General features: G+C 70.0%; 24 protein-coding genes. 12 read left to right on the top strand and 12 right to left on the bottom strand.

Going from position 1 to position 25,855, the window contains the following annotated elements:
• Positions 1-167: 167 nt before the first annotated feature.
• Both PA27867_RS07175 and PA27867_RS07170 read left to right on the top strand, forming a co-directional pair.
• The gene (locus tag PA27867_RS07175) at positions 168-839 is read left to right on the top strand and encodes a GntR family transcriptional regulator (RefSeq protein ID WP_066594828.1); all 672 of its coding nucleotides are present in this window, start codon (positions 168-170) and stop codon (positions 837-839) included.
• Between the two features lie 89 nt (positions 840-928).
• The gene (locus PA27867_RS07170; RefSeq protein WP_066594826.1) at positions 929-2,128 is read left to right on the top strand and encodes an MFS transporter; all 1,200 of its coding nucleotides are present in this window, start codon (positions 929-931) and stop codon (positions 2,126-2,128) included.
• A gap of 52 nt (positions 2,129-2,180) precedes the next feature.
• On the opposite strand, the gene PA27867_RS07165 is transcribed toward PA27867_RS07170, so the two are convergent.
• The 4 genes from PA27867_RS07165 to PA27867_RS07150 form a co-directional block, all read right to left on the bottom strand.
• Positions 2,181-2,585, bottom strand: coding sequence for a phage holin family protein (locus PA27867_RS07165; RefSeq protein ID WP_066594824.1), 405 nt, complete (start codon positions 2,583-2,585; stop codon positions 2,181-2,183).
• A 174-nt stretch (positions 2,586-2,759) separates the two neighbouring features.
• On the bottom strand, positions 2,760-4,640 hold the full coding sequence (locus tag PA27867_RS07160; protein ID WP_084020823.1) for a carbohydrate-binding domain-containing protein: 1,881 nt from the start codon (positions 4,638-4,640) through the stop codon (positions 2,760-2,762).
• Between the two features lie 75 nt (positions 4,641-4,715).
• Positions 4,716-5,492: a VTC domain-containing protein gene (locus PA27867_RS07155; RefSeq protein ID WP_066594822.1), complete on the bottom strand. Its 777-nt coding sequence runs from the start codon at positions 5,490-5,492 to the stop codon at positions 4,716-4,718.
• Complete coding sequence (locus tag PA27867_RS07150; protein ID WP_066594819.1) at positions 5,489-6,106, bottom strand: DUF4956 domain-containing protein; 618 nt, start codon at positions 6,104-6,106, stop codon at positions 5,489-5,491. Before PA27867_RS07150 ends, PA27867_RS07155 begins: the two co-directional genes overlap by 4 nt.
• Positions 6,107-6,309: 203 nt before the next feature.
• On the opposite strand from PA27867_RS07150, the gene PA27867_RS07145 reads away from it, so the two are divergent.
• Positions 6,310-6,591, top strand: coding sequence for a hypothetical protein (locus PA27867_RS07145; RefSeq protein WP_066594818.1), 282 nt, complete (start codon positions 6,310-6,312; stop codon positions 6,589-6,591).
• A 77-nt stretch (positions 6,592-6,668) separates the two neighbouring features.
• Positions 6,669-7,088 (top strand): hypothetical protein, encoded by a 420-nt coding sequence (locus PA27867_RS07140; RefSeq protein ID WP_066594817.1) that lies wholly within the window; start codon positions 6,669-6,671, stop codon positions 7,086-7,088.
• Positions 7,089-7,175: 87 nt separating this feature from the next.
• Here the strand turns inward: PA27867_RS07140 and ppsA are convergent, their stop codons facing one another.
• The gene (gene ppsA, locus PA27867_RS07135; RefSeq protein ID WP_066594816.1) at positions 7,176-9,596 is read right to left on the bottom strand and encodes a phosphoenolpyruvate synthase; all 2,421 of its coding nucleotides are present in this window, start codon (positions 9,594-9,596) and stop codon (positions 7,176-7,178) included.
• A 123-nt stretch (positions 9,597-9,719) separates the two neighbouring features.
• On the opposite strand from ppsA, the gene PA27867_RS07130 reads away from it, so the two are divergent.
• On the top strand, positions 9,720-10,262 hold the full coding sequence (locus PA27867_RS07130; RefSeq protein WP_066594812.1) for a GNAT family N-acetyltransferase: 543 nt from the start codon (positions 9,720-9,722) through the stop codon (positions 10,260-10,262).
• A 23-nt stretch (positions 10,263-10,285) separates the two neighbouring features.
• Positions 10,286-11,824: a maltokinase N-terminal cap-like domain-containing protein gene (locus tag PA27867_RS07125; protein ID WP_066594810.1), complete on the top strand. Its 1,539-nt coding sequence runs from the start codon at positions 10,286-10,288 to the stop codon at positions 11,822-11,824.
• Here PA27867_RS07125 and PA27867_RS07120 read toward each other — a convergent pair.
• Together PA27867_RS07120 and PA27867_RS07115 are read right to left on the bottom strand one after the other, a co-directional pair.
• Entirely contained in the window at positions 11,821-12,612 is a 792-nt protein-coding gene (locus tag PA27867_RS07120) for an MIP/aquaporin family protein (protein ID WP_066594808.1), read from the bottom strand. The genes PA27867_RS07125 and PA27867_RS07120 overlap by 4 nt on opposite strands.
• A 92-nt stretch (positions 12,613-12,704) precedes the next feature.
• Positions 12,705-14,414 (bottom strand): AMP-binding protein, encoded by a 1,710-nt coding sequence (locus PA27867_RS07115; protein ID WP_066594806.1) that lies wholly within the window; start codon positions 14,412-14,414, stop codon positions 12,705-12,707.
• A gap of 108 nt (positions 14,415-14,522) precedes the next feature.
• On the opposite strand from PA27867_RS07115, the gene PA27867_RS07110 reads away from it, so the two are divergent.
• Entirely contained in the window at positions 14,523-15,569 is a 1,047-nt protein-coding gene (locus PA27867_RS07110; RefSeq protein WP_066594805.1) for an ATP-dependent DNA ligase, read from the top strand.
• 18 nt (positions 15,570-15,587) lie between these two features.
• Here PA27867_RS07110 and PA27867_RS07105 read toward each other — a convergent pair whose 3' ends face one another.
• A complete protein-coding gene (locus PA27867_RS07105) occupies positions 15,588-16,646 on the bottom strand; it encodes a DNA topoisomerase IB (protein ID WP_236900904.1) in 1,059 nt (352 codons plus the stop codon).
• Positions 16,647-16,950: 304 nt separating this feature from the next.
• Here PA27867_RS07105 and PA27867_RS07100 point away from each other — a divergent pair, with 304 nt between their 5' ends.
• Complete coding sequence (locus tag PA27867_RS07100; protein WP_084020821.1) at positions 16,951-18,216, top strand: monooxygenase; 1,266 nt, start codon at positions 16,951-16,953, stop codon at positions 18,214-18,216.
• On the opposite strand, the gene PA27867_RS07095 is transcribed toward PA27867_RS07100, so the two are convergent.
• The gene (locus PA27867_RS07095) at positions 18,217-18,432 is read right to left on the bottom strand and encodes a hypothetical protein (RefSeq protein ID WP_066594804.1); all 216 of its coding nucleotides are present in this window, start codon (positions 18,430-18,432) and stop codon (positions 18,217-18,219) included. It abuts the gene before it with no gap.
• A 237-nt stretch (positions 18,433-18,669) separates the two neighbouring features.
• Here PA27867_RS07095 and PA27867_RS07090 point away from each other — a divergent pair, with 237 nt between their 5' ends.
• On the top strand, positions 18,670-19,083 hold the full coding sequence (locus tag PA27867_RS07090; protein ID WP_066594803.1) for an ASCH domain-containing protein: 414 nt from the start codon (positions 18,670-18,672) through the stop codon (positions 19,081-19,083).
• Between the two features lie 27 nt (positions 19,084-19,110).
• Here the strand turns inward: PA27867_RS07090 and PA27867_RS07085 are convergent, their stop codons facing one another.
• Together PA27867_RS07085 and PA27867_RS07080 are read right to left on the bottom strand one after the other, a co-directional pair.
• Positions 19,111-19,545, bottom strand: a complete 435-nt coding sequence (locus PA27867_RS07085; RefSeq protein ID WP_066594802.1) for a hypothetical protein — start codon at positions 19,543-19,545, stop codon at positions 19,111-19,113.
• A gap of 9 nt (positions 19,546-19,554) precedes the next feature.
• The gene (locus tag PA27867_RS07080; RefSeq protein WP_066594801.1) at positions 19,555-21,294 is read right to left on the bottom strand and encodes a PspC domain-containing protein; all 1,740 of its coding nucleotides are present in this window, start codon (positions 21,292-21,294) and stop codon (positions 19,555-19,557) included.
• A gap of 114 nt (positions 21,295-21,408) precedes the next feature.
• Between PA27867_RS07080 and PA27867_RS07075 the strand changes: the two genes are divergently transcribed.
• The 3 genes from PA27867_RS07075 to PA27867_RS07065 all read left to right on the top strand — a co-directional run bounded on the left by PA27867_RS07075 (position 21,409) and on the right by PA27867_RS07065 (position 25,018).
• Positions 21,409-22,773: an ATP-binding protein gene (locus PA27867_RS07075; protein ID WP_066594794.1), complete on the top strand. Its 1,365-nt coding sequence runs from the start codon at positions 21,409-21,411 to the stop codon at positions 22,771-22,773.
• Complete coding sequence (locus PA27867_RS07070; RefSeq protein WP_066594784.1) at positions 22,770-23,459, top strand: LuxR C-terminal-related transcriptional regulator; 690 nt, start codon at positions 22,770-22,772, stop codon at positions 23,457-23,459. The genes PA27867_RS07075 and PA27867_RS07070 overlap by 4 nt, the downstream gene beginning before the upstream one ends.
• Positions 23,460-23,563: 104 nt before the next feature.
• Positions 23,564-25,018 (top strand): CotH kinase family protein, encoded by a 1,455-nt coding sequence (locus tag PA27867_RS07065; protein ID WP_084020819.1) that lies wholly within the window; start codon positions 23,564-23,566, stop codon positions 25,016-25,018.
• Positions 25,019-25,021: 3 nt separating this feature from the next.
• Here PA27867_RS07065 and PA27867_RS07060 read toward each other — a convergent pair whose 3' ends face one another.
• Complete coding sequence (locus PA27867_RS07060) at positions 25,022-25,756, bottom strand: glutamine amidotransferase (RefSeq protein WP_066594782.1); 735 nt, start codon at positions 25,754-25,756, stop codon at positions 25,022-25,024.
• Between the last annotated feature and the right edge of the window lie 99 nt (positions 25,757-25,855).

Genomic DNA, 25,855 nt, shown 5'->3' with positions numbered 1-25,855 from the left:
CCACTCAGGCCGGATCCGGCTCTGGCCGTCTCCGGCGGATTCCGGGGCGAGGCATCGTCGGCTCACGGTGACTGCACTCTACTGCCGGGTCGCCGTACCTCCCCGCTGATCACACCGCCGAGCCCTGTTGAGGTTATTGATGCATTTATCAGCGCTACGATGAGAACATGCAGTCGTCGACTTCCGCCCGCCCCCTTTCCAACGGGCCGTCCGCGGTCGATCGCGCGTACTCCCACGTGGCCGACGCCATCATCTCGGGCACGCTCGCGGCGAGCGCCCTCATCACCGAGGGCGACGTGGCCCACACCCTCGGACTCAGCCGCACCCCCGTGCGCGAGGCCTTCCTCATGCTCGAGTCCGCCGGCCTGTTGCGTCTCTTCCCCAAGAAGGGCGCCGTGGTCACGGCCGTCGACGACGCGGAGACCGCAGACCTGCTCCAGGTGCGCATGCTCCTGGAGACCAAGGCCGTGCAGTTGATCGGTGGGCGTCCCCACCAGATCGAGGCCGTCGACGCCGAGCTGCGCGCCCTCATCCAAGCCCAGACGGATGCCGCCGTGGCGGGCGACCTCCTCGCCTACGCCCGCGCAGACCACAGGTTCCACTCCCGCATCGTCGACGAGACCGGCAACCGGATCATCGACGACATCTACGCCCGCCTGGGCCCCCGGCTCGAACGGCTTGTACACCGGGTGGCGGCCCGCGACCCCGACAGCATCACCGTGCTCATCGACGAGCACACCGTGTTGGCTGACCACCTGCGCGCCGGCGACACCCTCGCCTATGACGCGGCCTTGCGCCTGCACCTGGAAACCGGGCACCGCGTGCACCGGTCGCTCTAGCCCGGCGCCCCGCCCGCTCTCCCCGGACCTTCTACCCCACCCGTCCCCACCCGTCCTCGCCTCGTCCGCCCTCCCGACCGAAAAGACCCATGTCTCCCCGCACTCCCCGCGTCATTCCCCCGTGGCAGCTTGCCGCCCCCGCACTCTTCGTGATGGCCTGGGGCGGCAACCACTTCACCCCTCTGCTGCACATGTACGAGACCCTCGGCCACTACTCCACCGTGACGGCGGATCTCTTCCTCGGGCTCTACGTGGTCGGCCTGGTCCCAGGCCTCCTGCTCGCGGGTGCGCTCTCCGACCGGTACGGACGCAAGCCCCTCGTGATCGCGGGCGTGGTCGCCGGCATCACGGCCAGCGTCCTGTTGGGCCTGGGCTTTTCCAGCGAGGTGATCATCTGCCTGGGCCGGTTCCTCGCCGGTCTGAGTGTGGGCGTGGCCATGTCGGTGGGAACAGCCTGGCTCAAGGAGCTCTCCAGCGCCCCGTTCGACCTGGTCGCCCGCCCCACGGCCGGCGCGCGGCGGCCGGCGCTCACCCTGACGATCGGTTTCGGACTGGGCGCCGGGGTGTCCGGGGTTCTCGCTCAGTGGGGGCCGCTGCCGACTCTGCTGCCCTACGCTGTGCACATCCTGCTCAGCCTGGCGATCCTGCCCGCCCTACTCCGCACCCCGGAGTCCGTGCCCCGCAGCCGGGTGCACGGCTCCCTCTGGCTCGACCTGCAGGTGCCCCTCGCCGGGCACCGCCGCTTCCTCCGCGTGGTGCTGCCCACGGCGCCCTGGGTGTTCGGCGCCGCCGGCATCGCGTACGCCATGATGCCCAAGCTCGTGGAGGCGCAGCTCGGCGAGCTGAACCTCGCCTTCGCCACCCTCCTGACCGTGGTGACCCTCGGCACCGGCGCCCTCGTGCAACCGCAGGTGTCGCGCCTCAACTCGATCACCCACGGCCGGGCGCTCCTGGTGGGGATGGGACTCATGGTGGTGGGCGTGCTCAGCGCCGTGGCCACGTCGCTCACGCTCTCCCCCGCGCTGGCCCTGGGAACCGGGATCCTGCTCGGCGCCGCCTACGGCATCACGGTGGTCGCCGGGCTGGTCGAGATCCAACGCATCTCCACGCCGACCGACCTCGCCGGCATCACGGGCGTCTACTACAGCCTCACCTACGTGGGCTTCCTGCTGCCCGTCGCCTTCGCGAGCCTGAGCGGCTTCGTCGGTTACCCGCTGATGCTCTCGCTGCTCGCAGTCGCCTGCGCCGGCTGCCTGGCCCTGACCGCCGTGGGCCTGCGGCGCACCTGATCGGGCAGGAACGAGACCCCGCGACCTGCGGCACCTCACCCCGGTCGTACCTCTACGGCGTGCGACCGGCCGCGTCGGTGCGCTTGTTCTTCGCCTCGCGCAGGAGCAACAACGGCAGCAGCAGGGTCGCCAGGGCCGTGACCAGCCACACCACCAGAGCGGCGAGGATCCAGGTCTGCCAGCCCACGATGGTGAGTCCGCCGGGAAACAGCGACGCGATCCACAGCGCAACGAAGGTCGACACCAGCCCGATCCCGCCCAGGAAGGCGGGCGCGCCCCGGGCGATGACCTTGGCCAGGAACGGCGAGAGCACGCTCTGCGTCACGGCGAAGACCACGACGGCCGTGATGAAGCCACTCGGAGTGACCGTGAGGTCGGGCAGCAGAAGCGAGGCCACCCACAGTCCCAGCGCCGCCGACAGCAGGAAGATCAACGCGCGCAACAGGATGCGAATCATGCCGCGATGGTAGCGCCGGGCAGGTGCCCCGTCATCCCCCGCCGCGGGCTTCCCGTCCGGTCGCAGCGTGTGAACAGCGTCACAGCGGGCGAAAATGCTCGCAGCGGGTGAAAAGGGGGTCATTTTCACCCGCTGCGAGCATCTTCACGAGCTACGAGCATCCCGGGGAACCGGTTAGCGCGGGCCGCCTCCGCCGCCGCCCATCGTTCCCGTTGCCGCCACACCGGCGGTGACGGTTGTCGCGTTCGTCGCCGCCGAGTAGTCGCCGTCGGCGTAGACCCCGTCCGCGATCTCGCCCGAGGCCGATCCGCCCACGTAGACGGTGTACGTCTCGCCGTCGGTCAGCTCGTCGGAAGAGAGCACCACGGACTGGAAGTCCTTGATCGATTCGAAGGCCATCACCACGTCGCCAGAGCCGTCCACGAGCTGCACCGTGCTGCCGGCGTCCTGCACCGAATCGAGCGAGATCGCCACGAAGGTCTGGCCGGAGCCGGTTTCGGGCGACACCGCCATCCCGGCGCTTCCGGCGGCCACCAGAGTGCCGCCGGTCATGGTGAAGGTTCCGTTCACGTCGAGCGCACCGTTGCCGTCGTTGGTGGGACCGTTCACCACGAGGGTGCCGCCGCTCATGGTCGCCGACCCGTTGGAGTCGAAGCCGTCTCCCCCCGCGTCGATGACCGTGCTGCCGCCGGTGATGGTGATGGTCTCCCCACCGTCGGAGTCCATGCCGCCACCGCCGCCCTGGGCGGTCGTGGTGCTGCCGCTGGAGGCGTTGAGGCCGTCGTCGCTGGCGGTGACCGAGACGGTACCGTCCCCGATGCTGATGGCCGTGCTCTCGAGTCCCTCGTAGGAGGTGGTCACTGTGGTGCTGCCGCCGATGATGTCGAGCGCCGTGTCGGCGTGCACCCCGTCGTCGCCGGCTGCGAGGGTGACCTCGCCCGAGGCGATCCGCACGGTTCCGTCGGAGTGCAACGCGTCATCCGCCGCATCGACGGAGAGGGTGCCGCCGTCGACGACCGTCACCACCCCGGACTTGAGGCCTTTGGCCGAGACGTCGTCTGCGCCCGTGGCCGTGTGGCCGCCGCCAGACCGCACGGTGACATCGGCGCCGGAGAGCACCACGTCCGTGACGGCCTGCATGCCGTCTCCCGCGGCCGTCACGTCGATGGTGCCGCCGGTCAGTGAGATGTAGCCGCGGGTGACGTCCTCGGCGTTGTCGGACTTCAGGCCGTCGCCGCCGGCGGTGACAGTGACCGTGCCGCCGTCCACCACCACGTAGTCCTTGCCGCGGATGCCGTCGTCCACCGCCGTCACCGTGACGGTGCCTGAGTTGATGATCAGGCCATCCGTGCTGGTGATGCCGTCGTTGCCGTTGCCGGTCACGTCGAGCGAGCCCGTGCCCGTGATGGTCAGGTCGGCCGCACTGTAGAGCGCCGCGTTGGCGTCGGCGTCCTCGGCGTAGCTGTCGGTGTCGGAGAGGGAGTTGCTCGAGCCGTCGGCCAGCACGATCATCGCCTCGTCGGCCTCGGAGACGACCAGGGCGGCCCCGGTGGAGTTGCTCACCTCGACGCCGTTGAGGATCAGGCGCACGGTGCCCTCACCCGCGGAGGCGACGACGATCTGGCCGTCGTCGAGGGTGCCGCTGAGCTCGTAGGTACCTGCGGCCGTGATGGTCACGGTGCTGCCGGAGACGGTCACGGCCCCGGTGTCTTCGGAGGGGCTGTCTTCGGTTTCCGTGTCGATTGAGGCGCCGTCGCCGTCGAGGGTGATCGCCACCACGTCGGCGTCGTCCCACTCGTAGTCGGTGGCGTCGTCGTGGGTCTGCTGGTTCGCGGCCAGCACCTCGGCGGCGGTGGTGGACGTGTCCACGGCGACGGCGGCCGTGGCGGAGGCGCTGGTGCCGCTGGTGCCGGTCGACTCGGCGGCCCCGGCGACGGCGGTGCATCCGGTCAGCAGGGCCGCGGTGACGAGGAACGGCAGCACTCGGTAGGTACAGGCCTGCACACCGAAGCGGCGGGTGCCGGGCGCGGATGGCGCGGCGGGTGATTTCTTCATGGGGGTACTCACAATCGATGGGTGTCCGCGCTGGGGCGGAGGTCAGGAGGTGGGGAGTGCCGGCGCGAGGGGCGCCTAGCGGAAGTACCGGCGCAGGACGGGGGCCCACTTGTTGCCGGGGAGATCGGTGCGAAGAGCCGCCATGCCGGTGCCGTACTTCGAGATGCTGGCCGGCCGGTGCCCGTGCGCCCAGAGGATCCGGTCGACCGCGGAGGCACGCGAGCCGGACTTGGTCTCCACGATCGCCAGGTGCGGCCGGTCCAGCCGGAGCGGCCCGGTACCGGTGGGCACCGCGGTCCAGGACAGGCCCGTGTCGATCGTGGCCCGGCTGCTGGACTCCGGAACGAACAGGGTCGTGCGCAGGTAGCGGGTGGTGAGAGTGGGCACGAGTTCCTGCCCCTCCGCACCGCGGATCTCAGCCTCGTCCAGCACCGTGTCGGTGTACCGGCGGCCCTCGCTGGTGAGGGTGTCCCGGTCGTCGATCCCGTACGGCAGGCGGTCCTTGACGGTCACGCCCCGGCCACCGCGGGTCTTCACCTCGAGGTAGCTCTGGGCGGAGTCGACGTAGGTGCGGGTGCGGATCTTGAATCGCCGCCGACGCGGATGCGCCGCCATGAGGAAGCTGGTGAGCTCCGGGGTGTCGAAATACACCGATTCGTACGCCGACGACCGCACCCCGTCGATGTCCAGCACCCGCACGCCGGGGTCGAGGTCGGCCAGGACCTCGCCGAGCTCGCTCCGCGGCAACACGTACTTGCGGTCGACCCGGGTGAGCAGTCCCGCGCGGTCGGTCAGTTCGGCCAGGTCGATGGTGCCGAGGCCGTCGAGCGGCAGGTCGAGCACGGTGCTCATCGGTTCGCCTCCTGCAGGAGCGTGACACCGGTGCTGGGCCGCGGAGCCAGGGTGGGAGCCGAGGAACGCTGGGCGCCCACCTGGTACCGCACGTCGACGACAGTGGTGTCGTTGACCAGGTCGAGGCTGCGCACGTGCACGCCGTGCACCCGGGCGCCGAGCAGTCCCTCGAGATGGGCGATGAGGGCGGACTCGTCGGGCATCGCCGCATCCAGCACCACGGTCTGCTGTCGGTAGCTGCGGAACAGCCGGGGGTTGTCGCCGAAGTAGACGACGGCCACGATGAGGGCCATCAGCACGACGGTGAGCAAAGAGGGCTCGGTGCTCAGGCCGGCGAGCAGTCCCATGGCGAGGGCGGCGAAATAGTAGGCCACTTCGTGCTGCTCGATCTCGCTGGAGCGCAACCGGATGATCGAGAGCACACCGAAGAGGCCGAGGCCCAGGCCCACACCCACGGTGCTCGACGCGAGCACCTGGGCCACGGCCAGTACTCCGACATTGACGATGAGGTACGCGACGACGAGGTCTCGACGGCGGTGACGCGGAAAATACAGCCCGAACGTGAGCAGGCTGATGAAGAGCAGATCGATCAGGATGATCGCGGCCTGCAACATGGTGTCCTCCAAATGAACTATCGGTAACGCAACGATGTCCATTGAGCCGGAGGCGCCTATCAGCCGGCTATGCCCGGGTTATGAGCCGCTGCTGAGCCGGCCGGCCGGGCCCGGGCACCCCGATCACGGCATCCGGGTCTCGTAATGTCGGCGGGCGTGCAGTAAACTTCGAACATATGTTCTACAAGTCGAGGTGATGCCCCATGAGTGTGATCAATGAGACCGTTGCGGTCTGGGTGACCCCGGAGGGCTCCCCCGTGCGACTGGTCTGGCGAGCCCGCCGGTTCCGGGTGACCGACACCCCCACGCCGTTGACGGCATCGGCGTCGCTCCCCGACGAATTGCTGCATTTCCTCACCCATCCGCCCAAACCCGTGGCGGCCTGGCGGTGCCAGGGCACCGCCGATGACGGCACCTCGCTGGTCTTCGACATCCAGCACGACGACGGCCGGGGTCGCTGGCAGCTCTTGCGCACCTTCGAGTAATGGGCGTGGGCGTCGCCGGCGCCTCCATTCCGCCCGGCCGGATGCGGCGCTAGGCTCCCACCGACAAGGGAGGCGCCGTGAACGTCGAGAGCAATGACACCGGCAGCAGCAACACCAGCAGTACCGGCACGGGCAGCGCCGGGCCGGGCAGCACCGGGCACGCGGATACCGCCGGCATCGGGCACAGCGTGCAGCCGGTTCCGCCACCGCCGCCGAACCCCCGCCAGCAGTGGGAGGCGCGGATCACGTTCCTGCGCAGCCGGGCCGCTGTCGCGCGGGCGGAGGTCGCGGCCATCGAGGCCCTGCACCGCGACCCCGACACCCTGGAGGACCTGTTGTCCAATGCCTCTCCCGAGGAGGTGGCCATGGCCGAGGCCGTGGAGCACCGCATCAGTGAGCGCGTCATCGCCGCCCGACAGGTGGCCGACGCCGCCGAGGTGGACTACGAGCGAGCCCTGCTCGACGGAGCAGACCAGAGCACGGACGACTCGGCCTAGGAGTCACCCGCAGCGGGGTCCCGGCCGCGGGGTCCCGGCCGCGGGGTCCCGGCCGCGTCGACCTGCCGGCCGGGCCCGCGGCGCCGGTTACGTCGTCACGCGCGTGAGCGTCGGCCAGGTGCCCGCCGCCGCCGCTGTCTCGGCCTCCTTGATCAGGTGCACGGTCTTCAGGAAGGAATCCGGGTTGAGCGAGATCGAGTCGATCCCCTCCCCGACGAGGAACTGGGCGAAATCCGGGTAGTTGCTGGGCCCCTGCCCGCAGATGCCGATCTTGATGCCCGCGGCGTGCGCCTTCTCGATGGCCTCGCTGATCATCCGGGTCACGGCCTCGTTGCGTTCGTCGAAGAGGGCCGCCAGGTCGCCGGAGTCCCGGTCGACACCGAGCACCAGCTGGGTGAGGTCGTTGGAGCCGATGGAGAACCCGTCGAACCGGGTGGCGAACTGCTCGGCCAGGATCACGTTGGCCGGGATCTCGCACATCATGTAGACCTGCAGGCCGTTCTGGCCGCGGACCAGGCCGTTCTCCGCCATCACCGCGAGCACCTTGTCGGCCTCGGTCGTGGTGCGGCAGAACGGCACCATCACGATCACATTGCTGAAGCCGATCTGCTCGCGCACGCGCTTGAGCGCCCGGCATTCCAGCGCGAACCCCTCGGCGTACTTCGGGTCGTAGTACCGGGAGGCACCCCGGAAGCCCAGCATCGGGTTCTCCTCGCCCTGCTCGAAGACGTCGCCGCCGATCAGGTGCGCGTACTCGTTCGATTTGAAGTCGCTCAACCGCACGATCACCGGATGCGGGTAGTACGGCGCCCCCAGCTTGGCGATGCCCAGGGCCAGGGTGTTCACGAAGTACTCGCCGAGGTCGTCGTACCCGCGGGTGAGCTCGGCGATCTGGCGCAGCACGGCCGGATCGGTCACGCGCTCCGGGTGCACGAGTGCCATGGGATGGATCTTGATGAGGTTGTTGATGATGAACTCCATCCGCGCCAGCCCCACCCCCGCCGTGGGCAGCCGCCACCATTCGAAGGCGGCGGCCGGGCTGGCGATGTTGACCATCACCTGGGTGCGGGTGATCGGCACCGCGCCCAGGTCGATCTGTTCGGTCTCCGAGGCCAGGATGCCGGCGTACACGAAGCCCTCATCACCCTCGGCGCAGGAGATCGTGATGGGCGCGTTCTCGGTGAGCACCTCGGTGGCGTTGCGGGTGCCGACCACGGCCGGCACGCCGAGTTCCCGGCTGACGATGGCGGCATGGCTGGTGGGGCCGCCGTGGTCGGTGATGATCCCGGCCGCCCGCGTCATGATGGGCACCCAATCGGGGTCGGTCATCTCGGTCACCAGGATCGCGCCGTCCCGGAACTTCTCGATGTCGGCGGGGTCGCGGATCACGCAGGCCGTGCCGGAGGCGATGCTGTCGCCGATGGCGACGCCGGACACCAGCACCGGCCCGCTCTCGATCAGGCGGCTCACCGAGAACCGGGTGAGGCTCTTCTGCGAGTGCACGGTCTCCGGCCGGGCCTGCACCAGAAACAGTTCACCGGTGATCCCGTCCTTGGCCCACTCCATGTCCATCGCCCGGCCGTAGTGGTCCTCCACGATGTGCGCCCAGCGGCCCAGCTGCACGATCTCGGCGTTGTCGAGCACGAAGGCCCGGCGTTCGCGCTCCGGGGTGTCGATGACCCGGGTGCGCGCGCTGCCGCCTTCGGCGTACGTCATCTTCCGGTCCTTCCGCCCCAGGGTCTTCTCGATGATCGGTTCGCAGTCGGGTTCGGCGAGGAGCGCCTTGAAGACCAGGTACTTGTCGGGGTCCACCGCGCCCTGCACCACGGTCTCGCCCAGCCCCCAGGCGGCGCTGATCACCGCGGCGCCCGGGAAGCCGGTGTCGGTGTCGATGGAGAACATCACGCCGGACCCGGCCAGGTCACTGCGCACCATCCGCTGCACGCCGATCGACAGGGCGACCTCGAGGTGGTCGAAGTCCTTCACCTCGCGGTAGCTGATGGCACGGTCGGTGAACAACGACGCGTAGCAACGGCGGCAGGCATCGAGCAGGTCCCGCTCGCCGCTGACGTTGAGGAAGGTCTCCTGCTGGCCGGCGAAGCTCGCATCCGGCAGGTCTTCGGCCGTGGCGCTGCTGCGCACGGCCACGGGCAGGTTGGGCACCCCGGCCTCGGTCGACAGCGTGCGGTAGTACACCCGGATGTCGTCGGCTATCGCCGCGGGGAACTCCCCGGCCAGGAACGCCTCACGCAACCACAGACCGGTCTCCCTCAGCGTGGATCGGCCGGAGTGATAGCGGTCGATCTGTTCGCGGATCACGCTCTCGAGCCCGTTGGCCGCGACGAAGGCGCGGTACGCGTCGGCCGTGGTGGCGAAGCCGTTGGGCACCCGCACACCGCGGGCAGCCAACGAGCGCACCATCTCGCCCAAGGATGCGTTCTTGCCGCCGACCTGAGGAACGTCCGTCAGTCCGATGGTGTTGAACCAGACAACTTCGCGACCACGCATGAGTCCTCCCGAATTCAGAGCCGGCGCCGAATTCGCCGGCAGCGGCAACCTACTGCGCTCCAGCGGCGGCGGCTAGGAGCGTGGCTGCGGGACGGGCCGGGGCCCATCGATTATCGTCGGAGGATGAACTCCACGCTGCCCCCGGTGTCCATTCGCCCCGTGCTCGACACGGACACCGCCCAGTTACTCGAACTCAACAGCGCCGCGGTGCCGGCCGTCAACGACCTCGACATCGACGAGCTCACGGCGATCCTCGGGGCCAGCCACAGCGCCGTCGCCGTCACGAGCGATACCGAACCGGGTACCGTGCTGGGCTTCGTGATCCTTTTCGCCGCCGGCGCCGACTACGCAAGCGAGAACTACCGGTGGTTCTCCCGCCGCACCGACTCCTTCCTCTACGTCGACCGCATCGTCGTGGCGCCGGACCACCGCGGCCTCGGCCTGGGCGCGCACCTCTATTCGGCGGTCTTCGACGCCGCGCGGGCCCTGGGCACCGACGTGGTGTTCTGCGAGGTCAACCTGCGGCCGGCCAACCCCGAGTCGTTGGCCTTCCACGACCGCCTGGGCTTCACCGAGATCGGCCAGCAGGCCACGAAAAATGATTCCGTGCTGGTGTCGCTGCTCAGCGCCGACGTCTCGCAGGTGCGTTCGGCACCGCCCGAGTAGCCGGCCGGGATACGCTGAGCCACATGAAGCACGCCAGCGCCGGCACCGGCATCGACCTTCCGCCCGGCCTCGACGGCTGGGCGGGCGGGCAGCGCTGGTTCGCAGGGAAGGGCCACAGCCCGCTGCTGACCAGCATCGGCCAGTGGGCCCTGCCCAGCACCGAGCCGGGTGTGCGCATCCGGTGCCATCTGGTGCTGGACACCGCCAGCCGGTTCTCCACGGTGTACCAGTTGCCGCTGACCGAGCGTGCGGCTCCGCTTCCCCAGACCGGACCGCGCGGAACCGGACCTCGCGAGTCCGTCTCTCCGGCCCTCATCGCGCAGGTCACCGGCCCCGACGGCCTCCCCCGGTACGTGTACGACGCCACCCACGATCCCGCCTACGCGGCGGCGCTGCTGGACTTCGTCCTGTCTGGCGGGTCGGCACCGGCCGGCGACGATTCCGGCGTGAACGCGCGGGGCGAGACGATTCGCACGCCGGCCGCCGGTGGCCTGCGCGGGCTCACGGTGGTGGCCAGCCGGGTCCTCAGCGGGGAGCAGTCGAACACCTCGATCATCGTCGAGCTCGCCGGCGCAGACGGCCGGCCCGGCCGCCCGGTGATCTGCAAGGTGTTCCGGGTGGTGGCCGACGGCCAGAACCCGGATGTGTCGGTGCAGTCCGCCCTCGCCCTGGCCGGATCCAGGTTCGTGCCCGAGCCCGTGGGCGCGGTGTGGGCCGAGTGGACGGGTCCGTTCGCGGCGACCCGGAGCAGCGGCCACCTGGCCTTCGTGCAGGAGTTCCTGCCCGGGGTCGAAGACGCGTGGCGGGTCGCTCTGGGCGCAGCGGCCGCCGGCGAGGACTTCTCCGGCCCGGCGCGGGCCCTGGGGGCGGCCACGGCGGCGGTGCACCGGGACCTGGCCCGGGTGTTCCCCACGGTCGAGTCCACGCCCGACGTCGTCGACCAGCTCTGCTCGACGATGCGGGAGCGGTACCGCCTGGCCGCGCGTGAGGTGCCGGAACTGGCCCGGCACAGCGAGGCGGTGGCGGGCGTGTTCGCCCGCGCCCAGGCGGCGTCCTGGCCACGCCTGCAGCGCATCCACGGCGACTATCACCTCGGTCAGGTCCTCGACGCGCCCGGGCGCGGCTGGGTGCTGATCGACTTCGAGGGCGAACCGCTGCGGCCGCTGTCCGAACGCACCCTGCCGGACATGCCGCTGCGGGACGTGGCCGGCATGCTGCGGTCGTTCTCCTACGTGGGCGCGACCATCGCCAGCCGCGACCCGGCGGCCGGTCCCGCAGCGCTGGCCTGGGCCACGACCGCCCGGGCCGCGTTCCTGCAGGGGTACCGTGAGCTGGACGGCGATACATTCACCGGCCAGGAGCCCTTGCTGGCCGCGTTCGAGCTCGACAAGGCCATCTACGAGAGCGTCTACGAGTCCCGGAACCGGCCGTCCTGGCTGCCCATCCCGCTGCTGGCCGTCGCCGGTCTGGTCGACGACGCCGCGGGCATGCCCCTCACCCTGGAGGGCGTGCCCCTCGAACCGCACGCCCCGCAGCAGCAAGCCACCCGCCGCACGCCCTAACGGTCGCCCTCCGACACCTCGGTGAACAGGGCGCCCTGGGCCGCGGCAGAACCGGATGCGCCGCCACCCCGGCCGCGCAGCAGGAACGCCAGGCCCACGGCGGCGACCGCTCCGGCGAGGGGGCCGGCCAGGTACACCCAGTAGTCCGTGAAGTCCCAGCCGACCAGGTCGGGTCCGAAGGTACGCGCCGGATTCATCGACGCCCCGGAGATGGGGCTCCCCCAGAGACCCGCAAGGACGATGTAGGCGCCGACGCCGAACGCGCCGAACAGGCCCACGTTCTGGGCGCCGGACGCGGTGCCGAGGATCACGCTCACCAGGCCGAGGGTGAGAATGGCTTCCATCCAGAAGGCGGCCCAGGTGGAGTAGCCGCTGGCCGGGTAGTTGGACCCGGCGGTGGCCGACACCCCGATCACGGCCTTGAGCACGAGGGCGGCGAGAGCGGCTCCGGCCAGCTGCACGACGATATAACCCGGAACCCGCCACCACGGGAAGTCACCGCGGAGCGCGAAGGCGATGCTGACGGCGGGATTGAGGTGGGCGCCGGACACCTTGCCCATGAACAGGATGACCCCGAGCACCATCAGCCCGGGTGCGGTGACGGCCGCGCTGCGATCGATCACGCCGGGGAACGCCTGGCCCATCATGCCGCCACCGGCCGCCACGAGCACGAGGAGGAAGGTGCCGTAGAGCTCGGCGAAGAGCCGGCGCCACTCCTGTCGGGGATCGGAGAAGTCCTGGATGCGGGTGAGAACGGATTTCGGAACGAGTTCGGTGGTCTGGCTCATCTGCTGCTCCCGTCAGCGGGCGGAGCGGACCTCCGCACGCTGGGGAACATACCCGCCGTGGGGCCGGAGCGCGAAGCCCCGGCCCCGCCGGATCAGGACCGCTTCTTGAGCTCCGGGAACTGGTCGTCGCGCCATTCGTCGGCCAGCCGCACGTTCGCGGCCGCCGCATCGTTCTCCCTGGCCCGCAGCTCCACCCGGCGGATCTTGCCCGAGTTGGTCTTGGGCAGCTCGAAGAACTCCACCCGGCGCACCCGCATGTACGGCGGCAGCCCGTTGCGGGCGTGCCGCAGCACGGCCAGCGCCGTCTCGGCATCCGGCGCCCACCCGGCCGCCAGCGCCACGTAGGCCTTGGCGATGTTCAGACGGGTGTCGTCGGGCGCGGGCACGACGGCGGCCTCCATCACGGCGGGGTGTTCGATCAGCACGCTCTCCACCTCGAATGGCGAGACCTTGTAGTCCGACGACTTGAAGATGTCGTCGGTGCGTCCGATGAAGGTGAGGTAGCCGTGTTCGTCGCGGTTGGCGACGTCGCCGGTGTGGAAGAACCCGTCCCGCAGTACCTCGGCGCTGCGCGCGATGTCGCCGTGATAGCCCGACATCAGGTTCACCGCCAGTGAGGTGAGGTCCAGGCAGATCTCACCCTCTTCGGTCAGCTCCCCCGTGATCGGGTCGACCAGGACGACGGCCACTCCGGGCAACGGCAGCCCCATCGACCCGGCCTTCAGGCGCGAGCCGGGCACGTTGCCCACGATCGCCGTGGTCTCGGTCTGGCCGTAGCCGTCCCGGATGGTCAGGCCCCAGGCGCGCTGGATCTGACTGATCACCTCGGGGTTGAGCGGCTCCCCGGCCGAGAGGATCTCCCGGAGGTTCGCCGGCTTGGCGCCGACATCCGACTGGATCAGCATCCGCCACACCGTCGGCGGCGCGCAGAACGTGCTCACGGCGGCGCGGTGCAGCTGGTGCGCCAGAGCGGCCGGATCGAACCGCGAGTAGTTGTAGATGAAGACCGTGGCCTCGGCGATCCACGGTGAGAAGAAACAGCTCCAGGCGTGCTTGCCCCACCCCGGCGAGCTGATCGCCAGGTGCACGTCGCCGGGACGCAGGCCCAGCCAGTACATGGTGGTGAGATGCCCGACCGGGTACGAGGTCTGGCTGTGCACGACCATCTTGGGCTTGCTCGTGGTGCCCGAGGTGAAGTAGATCAGCGACGGGTCGTCGGAGGAGACGGGGACGTGGACCTTGCCGCCGGCCGCCCGCAGGGAGTCGGCATAGTCGGTCCAGCCGTCGGCCGGCTCACCGACGCAGATGCGGGAGTACGTGCCATCGACGCCGTCGAACTTCGCGGTGTCGGCGGTGTTGGCGATGACGTGGTGCACGTCGGCGCGCAGCACCCGGTCGGCCAGGTCGGTCGTGCCCAGCACCGTGGAGGTGGGCAGGATGACCGCGCCCACCTTCATGATGGCGAGCATGGTCTCCCACAGCTCCACCTGGTTGCCGAGCATGAGCATCACGTGGTCACCCTTCTGCACCCCGTGGGTCAGGAGCCAGCTGGCGACCTGGTCGGAGCGGGTGACCATCTCGTCGAAGCTCACCTTGAGTTCGCGGCCGTCTTCTTCGACGATCCACAGAGCGGTCTTGTCGTTTCCGGTGCCGATCACGTCGAACCAGTCGACTGCCCAGTTGAAGCTGTCACCCACATCAGGCCAGACGAAGGCGGCGGATGCGCCCGGGTGATCGCTGCGCAGCTCGAGGAGCTGGTCGCGGGCGCGGCGGAAGTTGGTCGTGCTCGTGCGCTCAGTCATCCCTCCATCATCCTCACCGATGGATGCCTGCAGCGGCATGAACGACCAGGCTTCCTGAGAATTCGTGCAAGAGCTTGCATTCGGGCCCGGGCGGGTGAGACTCAGGACATGGCAGTCGCAGCCCCCGTCTCTCCCATGCTCGCCCGCGCGGTGGACACCGTGCCCGAGCCGGACAGCGTGCCCGGCGGCCTGAGCTACGAACCCAAGTGGGACGGCTTTCGCAGCATCGTGTCCTTCGACGGCTCCGTGAGTGCCATCGGCAGCCGCGGGTCCAAAATGCTGACCAGGTATTTCCCCGAACTCACCTACGCGTTCGAGGAGCTGCTGCCCGAGCCGTGCGTGCTCGACGGGGAGATCGTGCTGCGTACGGGCGAACCCGGCGCAGAGCATCTGTCCTGGGAGCAACTCTCCCAACGCATCCACCCGGCCGCGAGCCGGGTGCGGCGCCTCGCCGACGAGACCCCGGCCACGTTCGTGGCTTTCGACGTGCTCGCCCGGGGGTCCACCAGCCTGCTGGACACGCCATTCGAGCAGCGCCGCGCCATCCTTGAAGACCTGGTCGGCAGCCTGGGTGACCCGATCCACCTCACCCGCACCACGCGCGACGCGGCACTGGCCCGGCGCTGGCTGGTCGAGTTCGAGGGTGCCGGCCTGGACGGGGTGGTCGCCAAGCCCCTCGCGGCGGCGTACGCGCCGGGCAAACGGCTGATGTTCAAGGTCAAGCACCACCGCACGGCCGATGTGGTGCTGCTGGGGTACCGCACGCACGTGAGCGGCCACGGGGTGGGGTCGCTGCTGCTCGGCCTCTACGACGCCGACGGCGAGCTGCGCAACGTGGGTGGCGCATCCGCGTTCAGTGACGCCCGCCGTCTGGAGCTTGTCGAGGAGCTTGAGCCCCTGGTGCTGCACGATGAGACGGGCGAGGTGGTCGCCGGCGAGACCGAACGCAACAGGTTCTCGCAGAACAAGGACACCTCGTATGTGCGGCTGCGGCCCGACCGGGTGCTCGAGGTGCGCTACGACCACATGGAGGGCGAGCGGTTCCGGCACACCGTGCAATTCGATCGGTGGCGGCCCGACCGGGAACCGCGCTCGTGCACCTTCGACCAGTTGGAGCGTCCGATCGCCTACGACCTCGGCCAGGTCCTGGACTAGAGACCGGGGTCGTCCACGTCAGTCCAGCAGCAGCCGGCGCACCTCCGATTCGGCTGACGCCGCGCGGGCCGGGTCGATGGTCCGTCCCATGTTGTAGGCGTCCACCACGCGCGGATCCACGTAGCTCGACCGGGCGATGGTGGGCGTGTTGCCGAGGACATCGGCGGCGGCGTTCATGGCCGTCGTCAGGGCGCGACTGCGGGCTCTGGCGGCCGTTTCGGCGCCCGTTCGGGCCAGGCTCACCGCCGCGGCCACCGTACCGCGCAGGGTGCGGAAGTCCTTGGCGGAGAAGTCACCGCCCGTGCGATCCTTGATGAACTGGTTCACGTCGGAGGCTGACACCGTGCGCACAGTGTCGTCGTCGATCCAGGTGAGCAGTACCCGCTCGGGGTCATCGACGTAGTCGGGATCCACCGAACCGAGCAGACGGTCTTGGTCACGCACGTAGCCGGCCACGTCGGCATCCACCAAAATACTCGACCAGGACTGTCCACTCTTCGCGGGAAACTCGAAAACCACCGTGTCGCCGGTCACCCGCACATGCGAGCGGAGCAGCGTGGACAGCCCGTGGCTGCCGTTCTCCTCGGCGTACCGCTCGCTGCCGATCCGCAGGGCACCCTGATCGAGGATGCGGAACGCGGCGGCGAGGGCCCGGTCCCGGGACTCGTCGGCCGAGGACGGGGTGCGCCGGAGGCTCCGGGTGACGTAGCCGCGCGCCGAGGGCAGCGACTGGGCCAGCTCGAGCGCGCGGGCGAACTTCACCCGGTCCTGCCGGGTGTGCCAGTCGGGGTGGTACTGGTACTGACGGCGGCCGGCGGCATCGACGCCGGTGGCCTGGATGTGGCCGTTGGGATACGGGGCGATCCAGACATCCGTCCAGGCCGGCGGGATCACGAGCGCGGCGAACCTGGCGCGCAGTTCGGGGTCGGTCACCGTGCGGCCGTCGGCGTCCCGGTAGCTGAATCCGCGGCCTGAGCGGCGCCGGGTGTACCCCACCCCAGCTGTGTTGCTGCGCCGCAGGCGCACCAGCCGCTTCCGGCCAGAGGCGGCCTGGACAACCTGCATGTTCGACGACATCGTCAGCACCCACCCACTCCTGCCGTGCCCGGTCACGACGCCCATTCAGGCTAAGCGAGGGCGGGCCTCCGGGCAACCCGGCCGCTGTCCGTGCCCTCCGACGTAACTTCCGGTCGTATTCCGGTGCCGGCCACGGGTGCTGTCTAGGGTTGCAACACCTCGACCGAATCCCCCACCCCGTGGCGTCGACACGCTCGCAGCGGCCCCCGCCGGCCGCTTCTTCGTGGTGCCCAGGACGGGCCGGGACCGGCGAGAACACGGCACCATCACCGAACAGCACGATCACCGAACAGAAGGAGACATCATGACCCACACCGAGCAGCTCGGCGTCAGCACCGCTCCCACCGACGGCTCCTCCGCCGGCCGGTGGACCGGCTCGCCGCAACCGTCATCGGCAGAGGAGTGGCTGGCCCGGGCCAGGGAGGTCTCGGACATCCTGATCGTCGACGCGGTCGACCGTGACCGCGCCAATCTGACGCCCCATGCCGAGGTGCGCCTCCTCAAGGACTCCGGCCTGGTGACCCTGCTCGGCCCGGTCGCTCACGGCGGCGGCGGTCAGAGCTGGGAAATCGCTTACCAGGTGATCCGGGTCGTCGCGCGTGGGGACGGTTCCATCGGCCAGTTGCTCGGTTATCACTACCTGTGGGCGTGGGCCGCCCGCCTCGTCGCCACCGACGAGCAGATCGCGGCCGTCGAGGAGCTCTACACCAGGAACAACTTCCTGTTCGGCGGCGCCGTCAATCCCCGCGACTCGGACCTGTCCGTGCGGGAGGACGGCGAGGAGCTGGTCTTCTCCGGGCACAAGTCGTTCTCCACCGGGGGCGAGGTGGCCGACCTCACCGTTCTGGAAGGGGTTCTCGAGGGCACCGAGACGCACATCTTCGCGATCGTGCCCACCAGCCAGCCCGGGATCGTCTTCGGCGGAGACTGGGACAATCTGGGCCAACGCCTCACCGAGTCCGGCTCGGTGGAGATCCGCCAGGTGCGGGTGCCCTGGTCCGACGCCGCCGGGTTCGTCGGAAAGGTCTTCCAGCCGCTGGTCTACAACACGCTCAACGTGCCGGCCATCCAACTGGTCTTCACGAACTTCTACCTGGGCATCACCCAGGGCGCCCTCGAGACGGCGGCGGAATACACCCGCAGTTCCACCCGCGCGTGGCCGTACGGCGGCGACAACAAGGAGCGGGCGACCGACGAGTGGTACCTCCTCGAGGGCTACGGCCAGCTGCAGTCCAAGCTCTGGGCGGACGAGGCCATCGCGGACCGCGCGGGCGCCGAGATCAGCCGGGTGTTGCACGAGCCGCGGGAGGACCTGACCCCACGCCGTCGCGGCGAGATCGCCGTGCTCATCGCCGCGGCCAAGCTCCGCGCCATCGAAGACGGCCTGGAGACCACGAGCAAGATCTACGAGTTCACCGGCGCACGGGCGTCGGCGAACGCGGTGGGGCTGGACATCTTCTGGCGCAATCTGCGGACGCACAGCCTGCACGACCCCGCCGCCTATAAGAAGCGCGAGGTGGGCCAGTACGTGCTGCTCAACGAGGTGCCCGAACCGAGCTGGTACACCTGATCAGTCCTTGCGGCCACCGATGAAGTAGGCGATCGGGCCGGCGTAGTTGATGGCGATCACGGCCGCCCACACCCCCTTGGGCCCATTGACCTTCTTGGCCGGTCGATGGGCCAGGTCGCTCCAGGCCAGGCCGGCGAGGACCAATTGCACGATGCCCCCGGCCACCACACCGAACCGCTGGGCTCCGCTCATGTCGCTCCACTTTCGCGATGCCATGGTGCTCTCCCGTCGTCGTCGCGTCTGCCTCGGTTGGCGGCCCGCGCTCCTCGCATCATGGCACCGGCACGGCCGTCCGGCGAGGCGCGCGACGGCGCGGCCGGGACGCCGGCGTCGACGGCGACCGACGGGTGCCGGAGAGCAGGAGTGTCGTCGTCGGGCAGCCCCGCGTGCCGCCTAAGCTGGATCTCCCCACCACGCGCGAACGGACGCGGGTGCCCGTGAAAGAAAGCCACCATGCACGCCGAGATCACCACGCTTCCACCACTCGTATTTGGCGAACCGGGCGAGTTCCGCGAACTCATGGTGGCCCTGGTCATGAGCGGCGCGAAGACCGGCTCATCCAACCTGCGCGTCGCCTACGAGATGACCGGTGAGGCGCTGCCCGAAGCCGGGTCACGGTACGCGCTGGTCGATTCGGGTGATTTCAGGGTCGCCGTGATCGAGGTTCTCGAGGTGGTCGAGACCACCGCAGCCGAGGCCACCCTGGAGTTGGCCCGGCACGAATCCCCCACACTCGAACACTGGCGCACGGTGCACCGGGACTACTGGGAAACGCTGGTTCCCGCCATCCGCACGTACCTCGACGACCCGGACTGGCAGCTGACGGATGCCGAACCCGTGATCAGCAAGGTCTTCAGGGTCGTCTGATCCCGGCGGAGTCGCCGCACGACGCCTCTAGCCGGCCCGCCGGGATGCCGCGGCGATGCCGGCCACGACGAGCAGCAGACCGATACCCACCACGGCGGTGAGCAGCCAGGTGACCAGGTCGAGTTCGCCCGGCACCAGCTCGCGAGCCGCGACGAAGGCCGCCAGGGCGAGCATCAACGCGCCCCACAGCATGGTCGAGAACAACGGCCGGCGCCGGGGCGCGGATGCTGCCGCCGCAGGTGCCGCCGGCTGGGGCGCCGGAGCGGCGTCTGTGGGCGCCGTGCCGGTCGGCGTCGTGCTGGTGGAGGACGTGCCGTACGCGGCGGTGTCTGGCTCCGAGTCCGCGGATGCGTGCACATCCGGGTGGGCAGCGATGCTCGGGCTGCCGGCCGGGATGTCGTTGGGGCTGCTGTCGGGGGTGCTGTCAGGAGTGTTGTCGGGGGTGTTGTTGAGACTGGTCATGGTGTTCTCCTACCGTTCTACCGGCTGGTTGATGGTGACCTGGCCGAAGAGCGTCCAGACCCGGACCGTGGTCACGCCGGTTCCGGCGCCCTCAGCCACCACCCGCGAGTCGTGGAAGAGCACACCGCCCCGGTCGAGGTCGTTGCTGGTGCCGTAGTCGATCCCACCGGCGAGGCTGCTGGCCTCCACGGCCATGGTGCGGTTGTCGGGAAGTACGAGTTCCACGTCGCCGAACGCGGTCCAGACGTCGACCTCGCGGGAGGTGCCTGACGGCGCGGTGTCGAGGTCGGTGAGGTCGATGGTGGGTGCGCCGGCGATCATCGCGAAACCGGTGGGGCTGTCGGTGCTGTACTGCCAGGTGGGGTCACCGAAGGTGGCCACGTCGGTTCCGGCAGGAATGAATGCCGTCCAGGCCAGGGAGACCGCCAGCACGATGCTGAAGAAGGTCAGCCAGCCGCCCTCCTTGCCGCGGACTCCGGCGATCACGATTCCCAGGGCGATCACGGCGAGCGCGGCGGACGCGCCCACCAGGAAGGCGCTATTCGACCAGGAGCCGTCTGCGACGAACGAGGCGGCCACGGCGCCGACGCTGAGGGCGATTCCGCTGACGACGGCGATGTAGCCGGCGCCCAGGTGCTTGCGGCGGTGCAGCGCCCGGTACCGGTCGGGGTCGAAGGGCCGCGCGGTGTCTGCGGCACCGTAGCCGGCAGCCCCGGAGCCGGACCCGTATCCGCCGGAGCCGGACGTGGTCGCCCCGTACGGTGCGGACCCAGACGGTGCGGCTCCATAAGGTGCGGATCCGTACGCTGCCGATCCGTAGGGCGCGGTTCCACCGGACGTCGGTGCTGCCGGCACACCGCGGCCGGTCAGGTCATCCCAGAGCGAGGGGCCCGCCGGCGGCGTGCTCCCGGGGACGGGCGGCACCGGGACCGTGGGGGGCGTGGCCGAAGCGGTCGCGGCCGGTGGCTCCGGCACCGGCGGGATGGGTGGCACGAAAGACGCGGTGGGGCGGGCGGCGGGGTATGCGGAGGGCGCGGCGTCGGACGGGAATTTCTGGGCCGGCTGGGCAGTCGTTCCGGCGCCGGCGGTCGCGTCGGATGCCGCGCTGGGCTGGGGTGCGCTGCCGGGCTGCGGTGTGCCGCCGTACTGCGGTGCACTGCCGTACGGGGGTGCACTGCCGTACCGCGAGGGCTGCGGGGACGCGCTGCCGTAGCCCGTGGTGGGCCGGCCGCGCGGTGACGGCACCCGCTTGGCGATGTAGATCACCAGGAGAATGATGCCCACCGTGAGCCCGATGGCCCAGCTGGTGCGCAACAGCACCTCGAGCCATCCGGGCATGCCCCAGACCTCGGGCGGGCCCTGCCACCAGATGCCTTGCATCCAGGGGACGAAGGTGAAGAACAGGAGCACGCCGACGGCGATCATGGCCGGCTCGAACACCTGGCGTACGGCCTGCTCCACCAGGCTTCGCCCGGATTCGTCGGGCATCAGGGCCCAGCCGACGGCGTAGAGGAAGAAGATCGGCCCACCGAGGATCGCGATCACCACGGCGATGCCGCGCACGACCAGCGGGTCGAGACCGGTGCGGGACGCGATCGCCCCGCACACGCCGGCCAGCCAACGGTCCCGGCCGCGCACGAAACCGAGGCCTCGCACCCAGTCGAAGAACGCGGCGCCGCCGGGCGGCTTGGGCTGGCCGGTGTTTCCGTAGGCGGAACCCGATGTGGTGGTGGACCCTGCTTCTGTCATGGCTTCATACTCTCGCGCCCTGCGGCACGGCGGCCATGGGGGAAGACCCTGATTGCACCCTGAGCCTGCGAATCAGGGTGCGACCGGCAACTCTGGGCGTGCTTGGATGGACCTGTGACCACCGTGCGTCCCACCGGACCCCGCCTCAGCGGGCAGCTTGTGCGGCCACGCCTGCGCATCATCGCCGGCGTCTGCGCCGGGTTCGCCCGGCACTCCGGCCTGCCGGTCACCTACGTGCGCACTGTCGCCGTCGTTCTGGCCCTGTGCGGCGGCGCCGGGGTGCTGCTGTACGGCTGGCTGTGGGCCACCACCCCCGACGAGTCCGCGCACCCCCTGGGTGACGCGGGCCGCCCGGACCTGCCCAAGGCGGTCCTCACCCCGGCCGGCACGGCGACCGGCAGGGCAGACGGGGAGGCAGACGGTGAGGCCGCCGCCTCCCGGCAGGCACCGGTCACCGAGATCCTCCTGGGCCTGGCGCTGGTGACCACGGCGGGCGCGCTCATCGCCAACCGGCTGGGTGCCGCGCTGCCGGTGGATGCCATCATCCCCGCGATCGTCGCCCTGGCGGGCACCGGGCTGGCCTGGCGTCAGTTCGCCGAGCTCCGCAGCGGAGCAGGGCCGCGGAGCTCCGGCACGCTCGTGCGCGCCCTGGGCGCGCTGGTGCTGGTGGCCCTGGGCATCCTGCTGTTCTTCGTCACCAGTGACAACCCCAACATCTGGACCGTCGTCGTGGCCGCCCTGTCGGTGCTCGTGGGGGTGGCAGTCGTCGTCGCCCCGTGGGCGGTGCGCCTGATGCGCGATCTGTCCGACGAGCGTGCCCTGCGCGAGCGGGAGTCCGAACGGGCCGAGATGGCCGCTCATCTGCATGATTCGGTGCTGCAGACCCTCGCCCTCATCCAGCAGAAGGCCGGACCGCACTCCGATGCCGCGCGGCTCGCCCGCGCCCAGGAACGCGATCTGCGCGAGTGGTTGTTCACCGGCTCGGCGACCGGACCGGTGGATCTGGCCGCGGAACTGCGCGGCATCGCGACGACAGTTGAGCGCGACTTCGCCGTGCACGTGGACGTGGTCGCGGTCGGCAGCATCGACCGGGATGTGCCGGAAGCCCTCCTGGCGGCCGCGCGGGAGGCCATCCTCAACGCGGCCAGGCACGCCGGCGGCCGGGTGTCCGTCTACGTCGAGTCCTCGCCCACCGCCATCGACGTCAGTGTCACCGACCGGGGCCCGGGTTTCGCGCTCGACCAGATCCCCGCCGACCGCATGGGGGTGCGGGAGTCGATCCTGGCCCGCATGCGACGGGCCGGCGGCACCGCCGTGGTGCAGGCGGGCCCGGGCGGCACCGGTACCGAGATCCGGCTCACCCTCCCCCTCGACGGCCAGTCCGACCACGACCAGCCGGAGCAGGCCCCGGCCCCGGCCGACCAGGCTCTCCCCGACCGGAGCGCCCCGCACCCCGACCCCCAGGACGGCACCACATGACCGACCAGACCGCCCCGTCCGACACAGCGCCCGGCCCCGAGCTCACCGTGGTGATCGTGGACGACCACTCGATCTTCCGGTCGGGCCTGCGCTCCGAGCTCGACCCGGCACTGCGGGTTGTCGGCGAGGCTGCGACCGTCGACGAGGCCATCGCCGTGGTTCTGGCCACCCAGCCCCGCGTGGTTCTGCTGGACGTGCACCTGCCCGGCGGCACCGGCGGGGGCGGCGCGGAGGTCATCCGGGGCGCGGCCGCAGAGGCCCCGGCCACCGTGTTCCTGGCCCTGAGCGTGTCGGATGCGGCCGACGACGTGGTCACCGTCATCCGGGCCGGTGCCCGCGGCTACATCACCAAGAGTTCGTCGGGAGCCGAGGTCTCCGACGCCGCCCGCCGGGTGGCTGGCGGAGATGCTGTCTTTTCGCCGCGTCTGGCCGGATTCGTGCTCGACGCTTTCGGCGCCGTCACCGGCGAGACCGCGGCGACCAACGACGAACTCGATCGGCTCTCCGCCCGGGAGCAGGAGGTCATGCGCCTGATCGCACGCGGGTACGCCTACAAGGAGGTGGCGAGCGCGCTCTTCATCTCCCCCAAGACCGTGGAGACGCATGTATCCGCCGTTCTGCGCAAGCTGCAGCTCTCCAGCCGGCACGAACTGACCGCCTGGGCCACGGCCCGCAAGTTGCTCTGACCGGCGTGGGCTTGCTGCCGGCGCTTAGCGGATGCTTGAGCGCCCCATAGGGAAGCCATAGGGCGCTCTGGTGGGGTGGGAATTCCCTACCGGAAGGCCCCATCGTGCGTCAGCCCCATCCCGCCGGCCAGTCAGGCCGCTCCTCCCGATCCGCCCGATCGTCCCGTCGCTCCCGTGCAGCCGCCACACCCATCGCCGCGGTCGTGATCGGAGTTCTCGCCCTCGGCGGTCTGACCGCCTGCGACTCCACCGGGGCGGTCACCTCCTCCTCGTCCCTGACGGCTGAACAGGCGGCGGCGCTGGTCGGCGCAGACTTCTACGACACCGGCCTCGTTCATTCCGTCACGATCGACTACGACGAGGCCGACTACCAGGCGATGCTCGCCGCCTACACCGCCACCGGCGACAAGGGCTGGATCTCGGCGACGGTGACCATCGACGGCACGGTGTTCGAGCAGGTCGGGCTGCGTCTGAAGGGCAACTCGAGTCTGCGCGGGATCGGGGATACCGCGGAGTCCGACGATGACACCGCGACCGGCACCGACGCCCCGGCCGACACGAGCGACGGATCGGTGGATACCGACTCCCCGGAGAGCCTGCCCTGGCTGATCCGGCTCGACAAGTATGTCGACGGGCAGTCCTACCAGGACCGCACCGAGTTCGTGGTGCGCGGCAACACCACCGAATCCTCTCTCAACGAAGCCGTGGCCCTCGAACTGATCGGGCTCAGCGGGCTGGAGACCGAGAAGTCGGCCGCGGTGCGCCTGAGCGTCAACGGCGGCGACGATGCCCTGCGGCTGGTGATGGAGAGCATCGACGACGACCTGTGGAACGAGGACACCTTCGAGAACGACGGCATCACCTACAAGGCCGAGTCCGACGGGGACTACAGCTACCGCGGCGATGACCCGGCCGACTACGTCGACGTCTTCAACCAGAAGACCGGGGAGGACGACCTCACCCCGCTGATCGCGTTCCTCGACTTCATCAACAACTCCGACGATGCCACCTTCGCCGCCGAGCTGGGCAATTACCTCGACCTGGAGTCCTTCGCGACCTATCTGGCCGTGGAAGACCTGACCGACAACTTCGACGACATCGACGGTCCGGGCAACAACTCCTACCTGCGCTACGACAGCACAACGGGCCTGATGACCGTCGTGGCGTGGGACGCCAACCTCTCGTTCGGCACCCTGAACGGCGGCGGCGCAATGGGTGGCATGGGCGAGGGCGGCCCGGACGGCGGCGACCGCGGTACCCTGCCGGACGGCACCGCACCCACCGGTGCTGCGCCCGACGGCGCAGCCGGCGGCCAGGGCGGCGGCTTGGGCGGCTACAACATCCTCGCCACCCGGTTCCTGGCTGACAGCACCTTCTCGGCTCTTGTCGACACGGCGACGGCATCGCTCAGCACGAGCCTCTATGCCAACGGCGACGCGCAGGCGGTCCTCGATCGGTGGACCGCGCTGCTGGCCGACCAGGCGGGTGACCTCATCGACAGCGGCACCCTGCAGAGCGAGTCCGATGCCATCGCCAGTTACTTCACGGGCGACAAGTGACGGTCAGGGTGTGCCGAAGCGCTCCACGAAGGCCTTCATGATGGTGGCCGGTTCGGTCACCGCGGCGGCGGCGATGGCGGCCATGACCTCGTCGTAGGCCTCCGGTTCGAAGTAACCGTTGTCGCTGTAGACCCGCAGGCGGGTGAGGATGCCGGCCTGGGTGAGCTCCGGGTGGAACTGGGTGGCGTAGACGTTCTCGCCCACCCTGAACGCCTGCACCGGGCAGTTCTCCCCCGTCGCCAGCAACACGGCGCCGGTCGGCAGCGCCGTGCAAGCCTCCTTGTGGCCCACGAACGCCTCGAAGTCGGACGCCACCATGCCGAAGAGTTGGTCGGTGCGACCCGCCGCGGTCAGGCTCACCATGATGGGGCCGGCCGGCTCCGACCAGGTGTCATCGACGACGCCGTCGAGGTAGCTGGTGAGCAAGCCGATGCCGTAGCAGGCGCCGAGGAAGGGGAAGTCCCGGGCGACGACCTGGTCGAGCAACCCGGCGAGTTCCCGTTCGACACGGCGTTGCACCGACGACTTGGTGTCGTCGGGATCGCTGGCGTTGAACGGGCTACCGCCCACGATCACCCCGGAGTAGTCGCCGAGAGCGATCAACGGCAGAGGCGCGGCCTCCAGCCGCACTCGGTGCAGTTGGTCGGGCGTCAACCCGCCGGCGGCGAGGAAGCCCGCATACTCGTCGTCCGCGGCCTCGTCCTCGGACCGGGTCGCCAGCAGCAGAAAGGGCTTCACGGGCCCATGTTACCGATCCTGGGCGCCAGCCGGCGGGATGTGACAGGGCGCGCCCGGCCGCCATCGGCGTGAGGCGCGGAAGGCATCCCTGCACCATTG

The organism is Cryobacterium arcticum (genome assembly GCF_001679725.1).
GTDB classification, from domain to species: Bacteria; Actinomycetota; Actinomycetes; order Actinomycetales; family Microbacteriaceae; genus Cryobacterium; species Cryobacterium arcticum_A.
The sequence above is the reverse complement of the archived record's forward strand: the minus strand, read 5'-3'. Positions and strand labels throughout refer to the sequence as shown.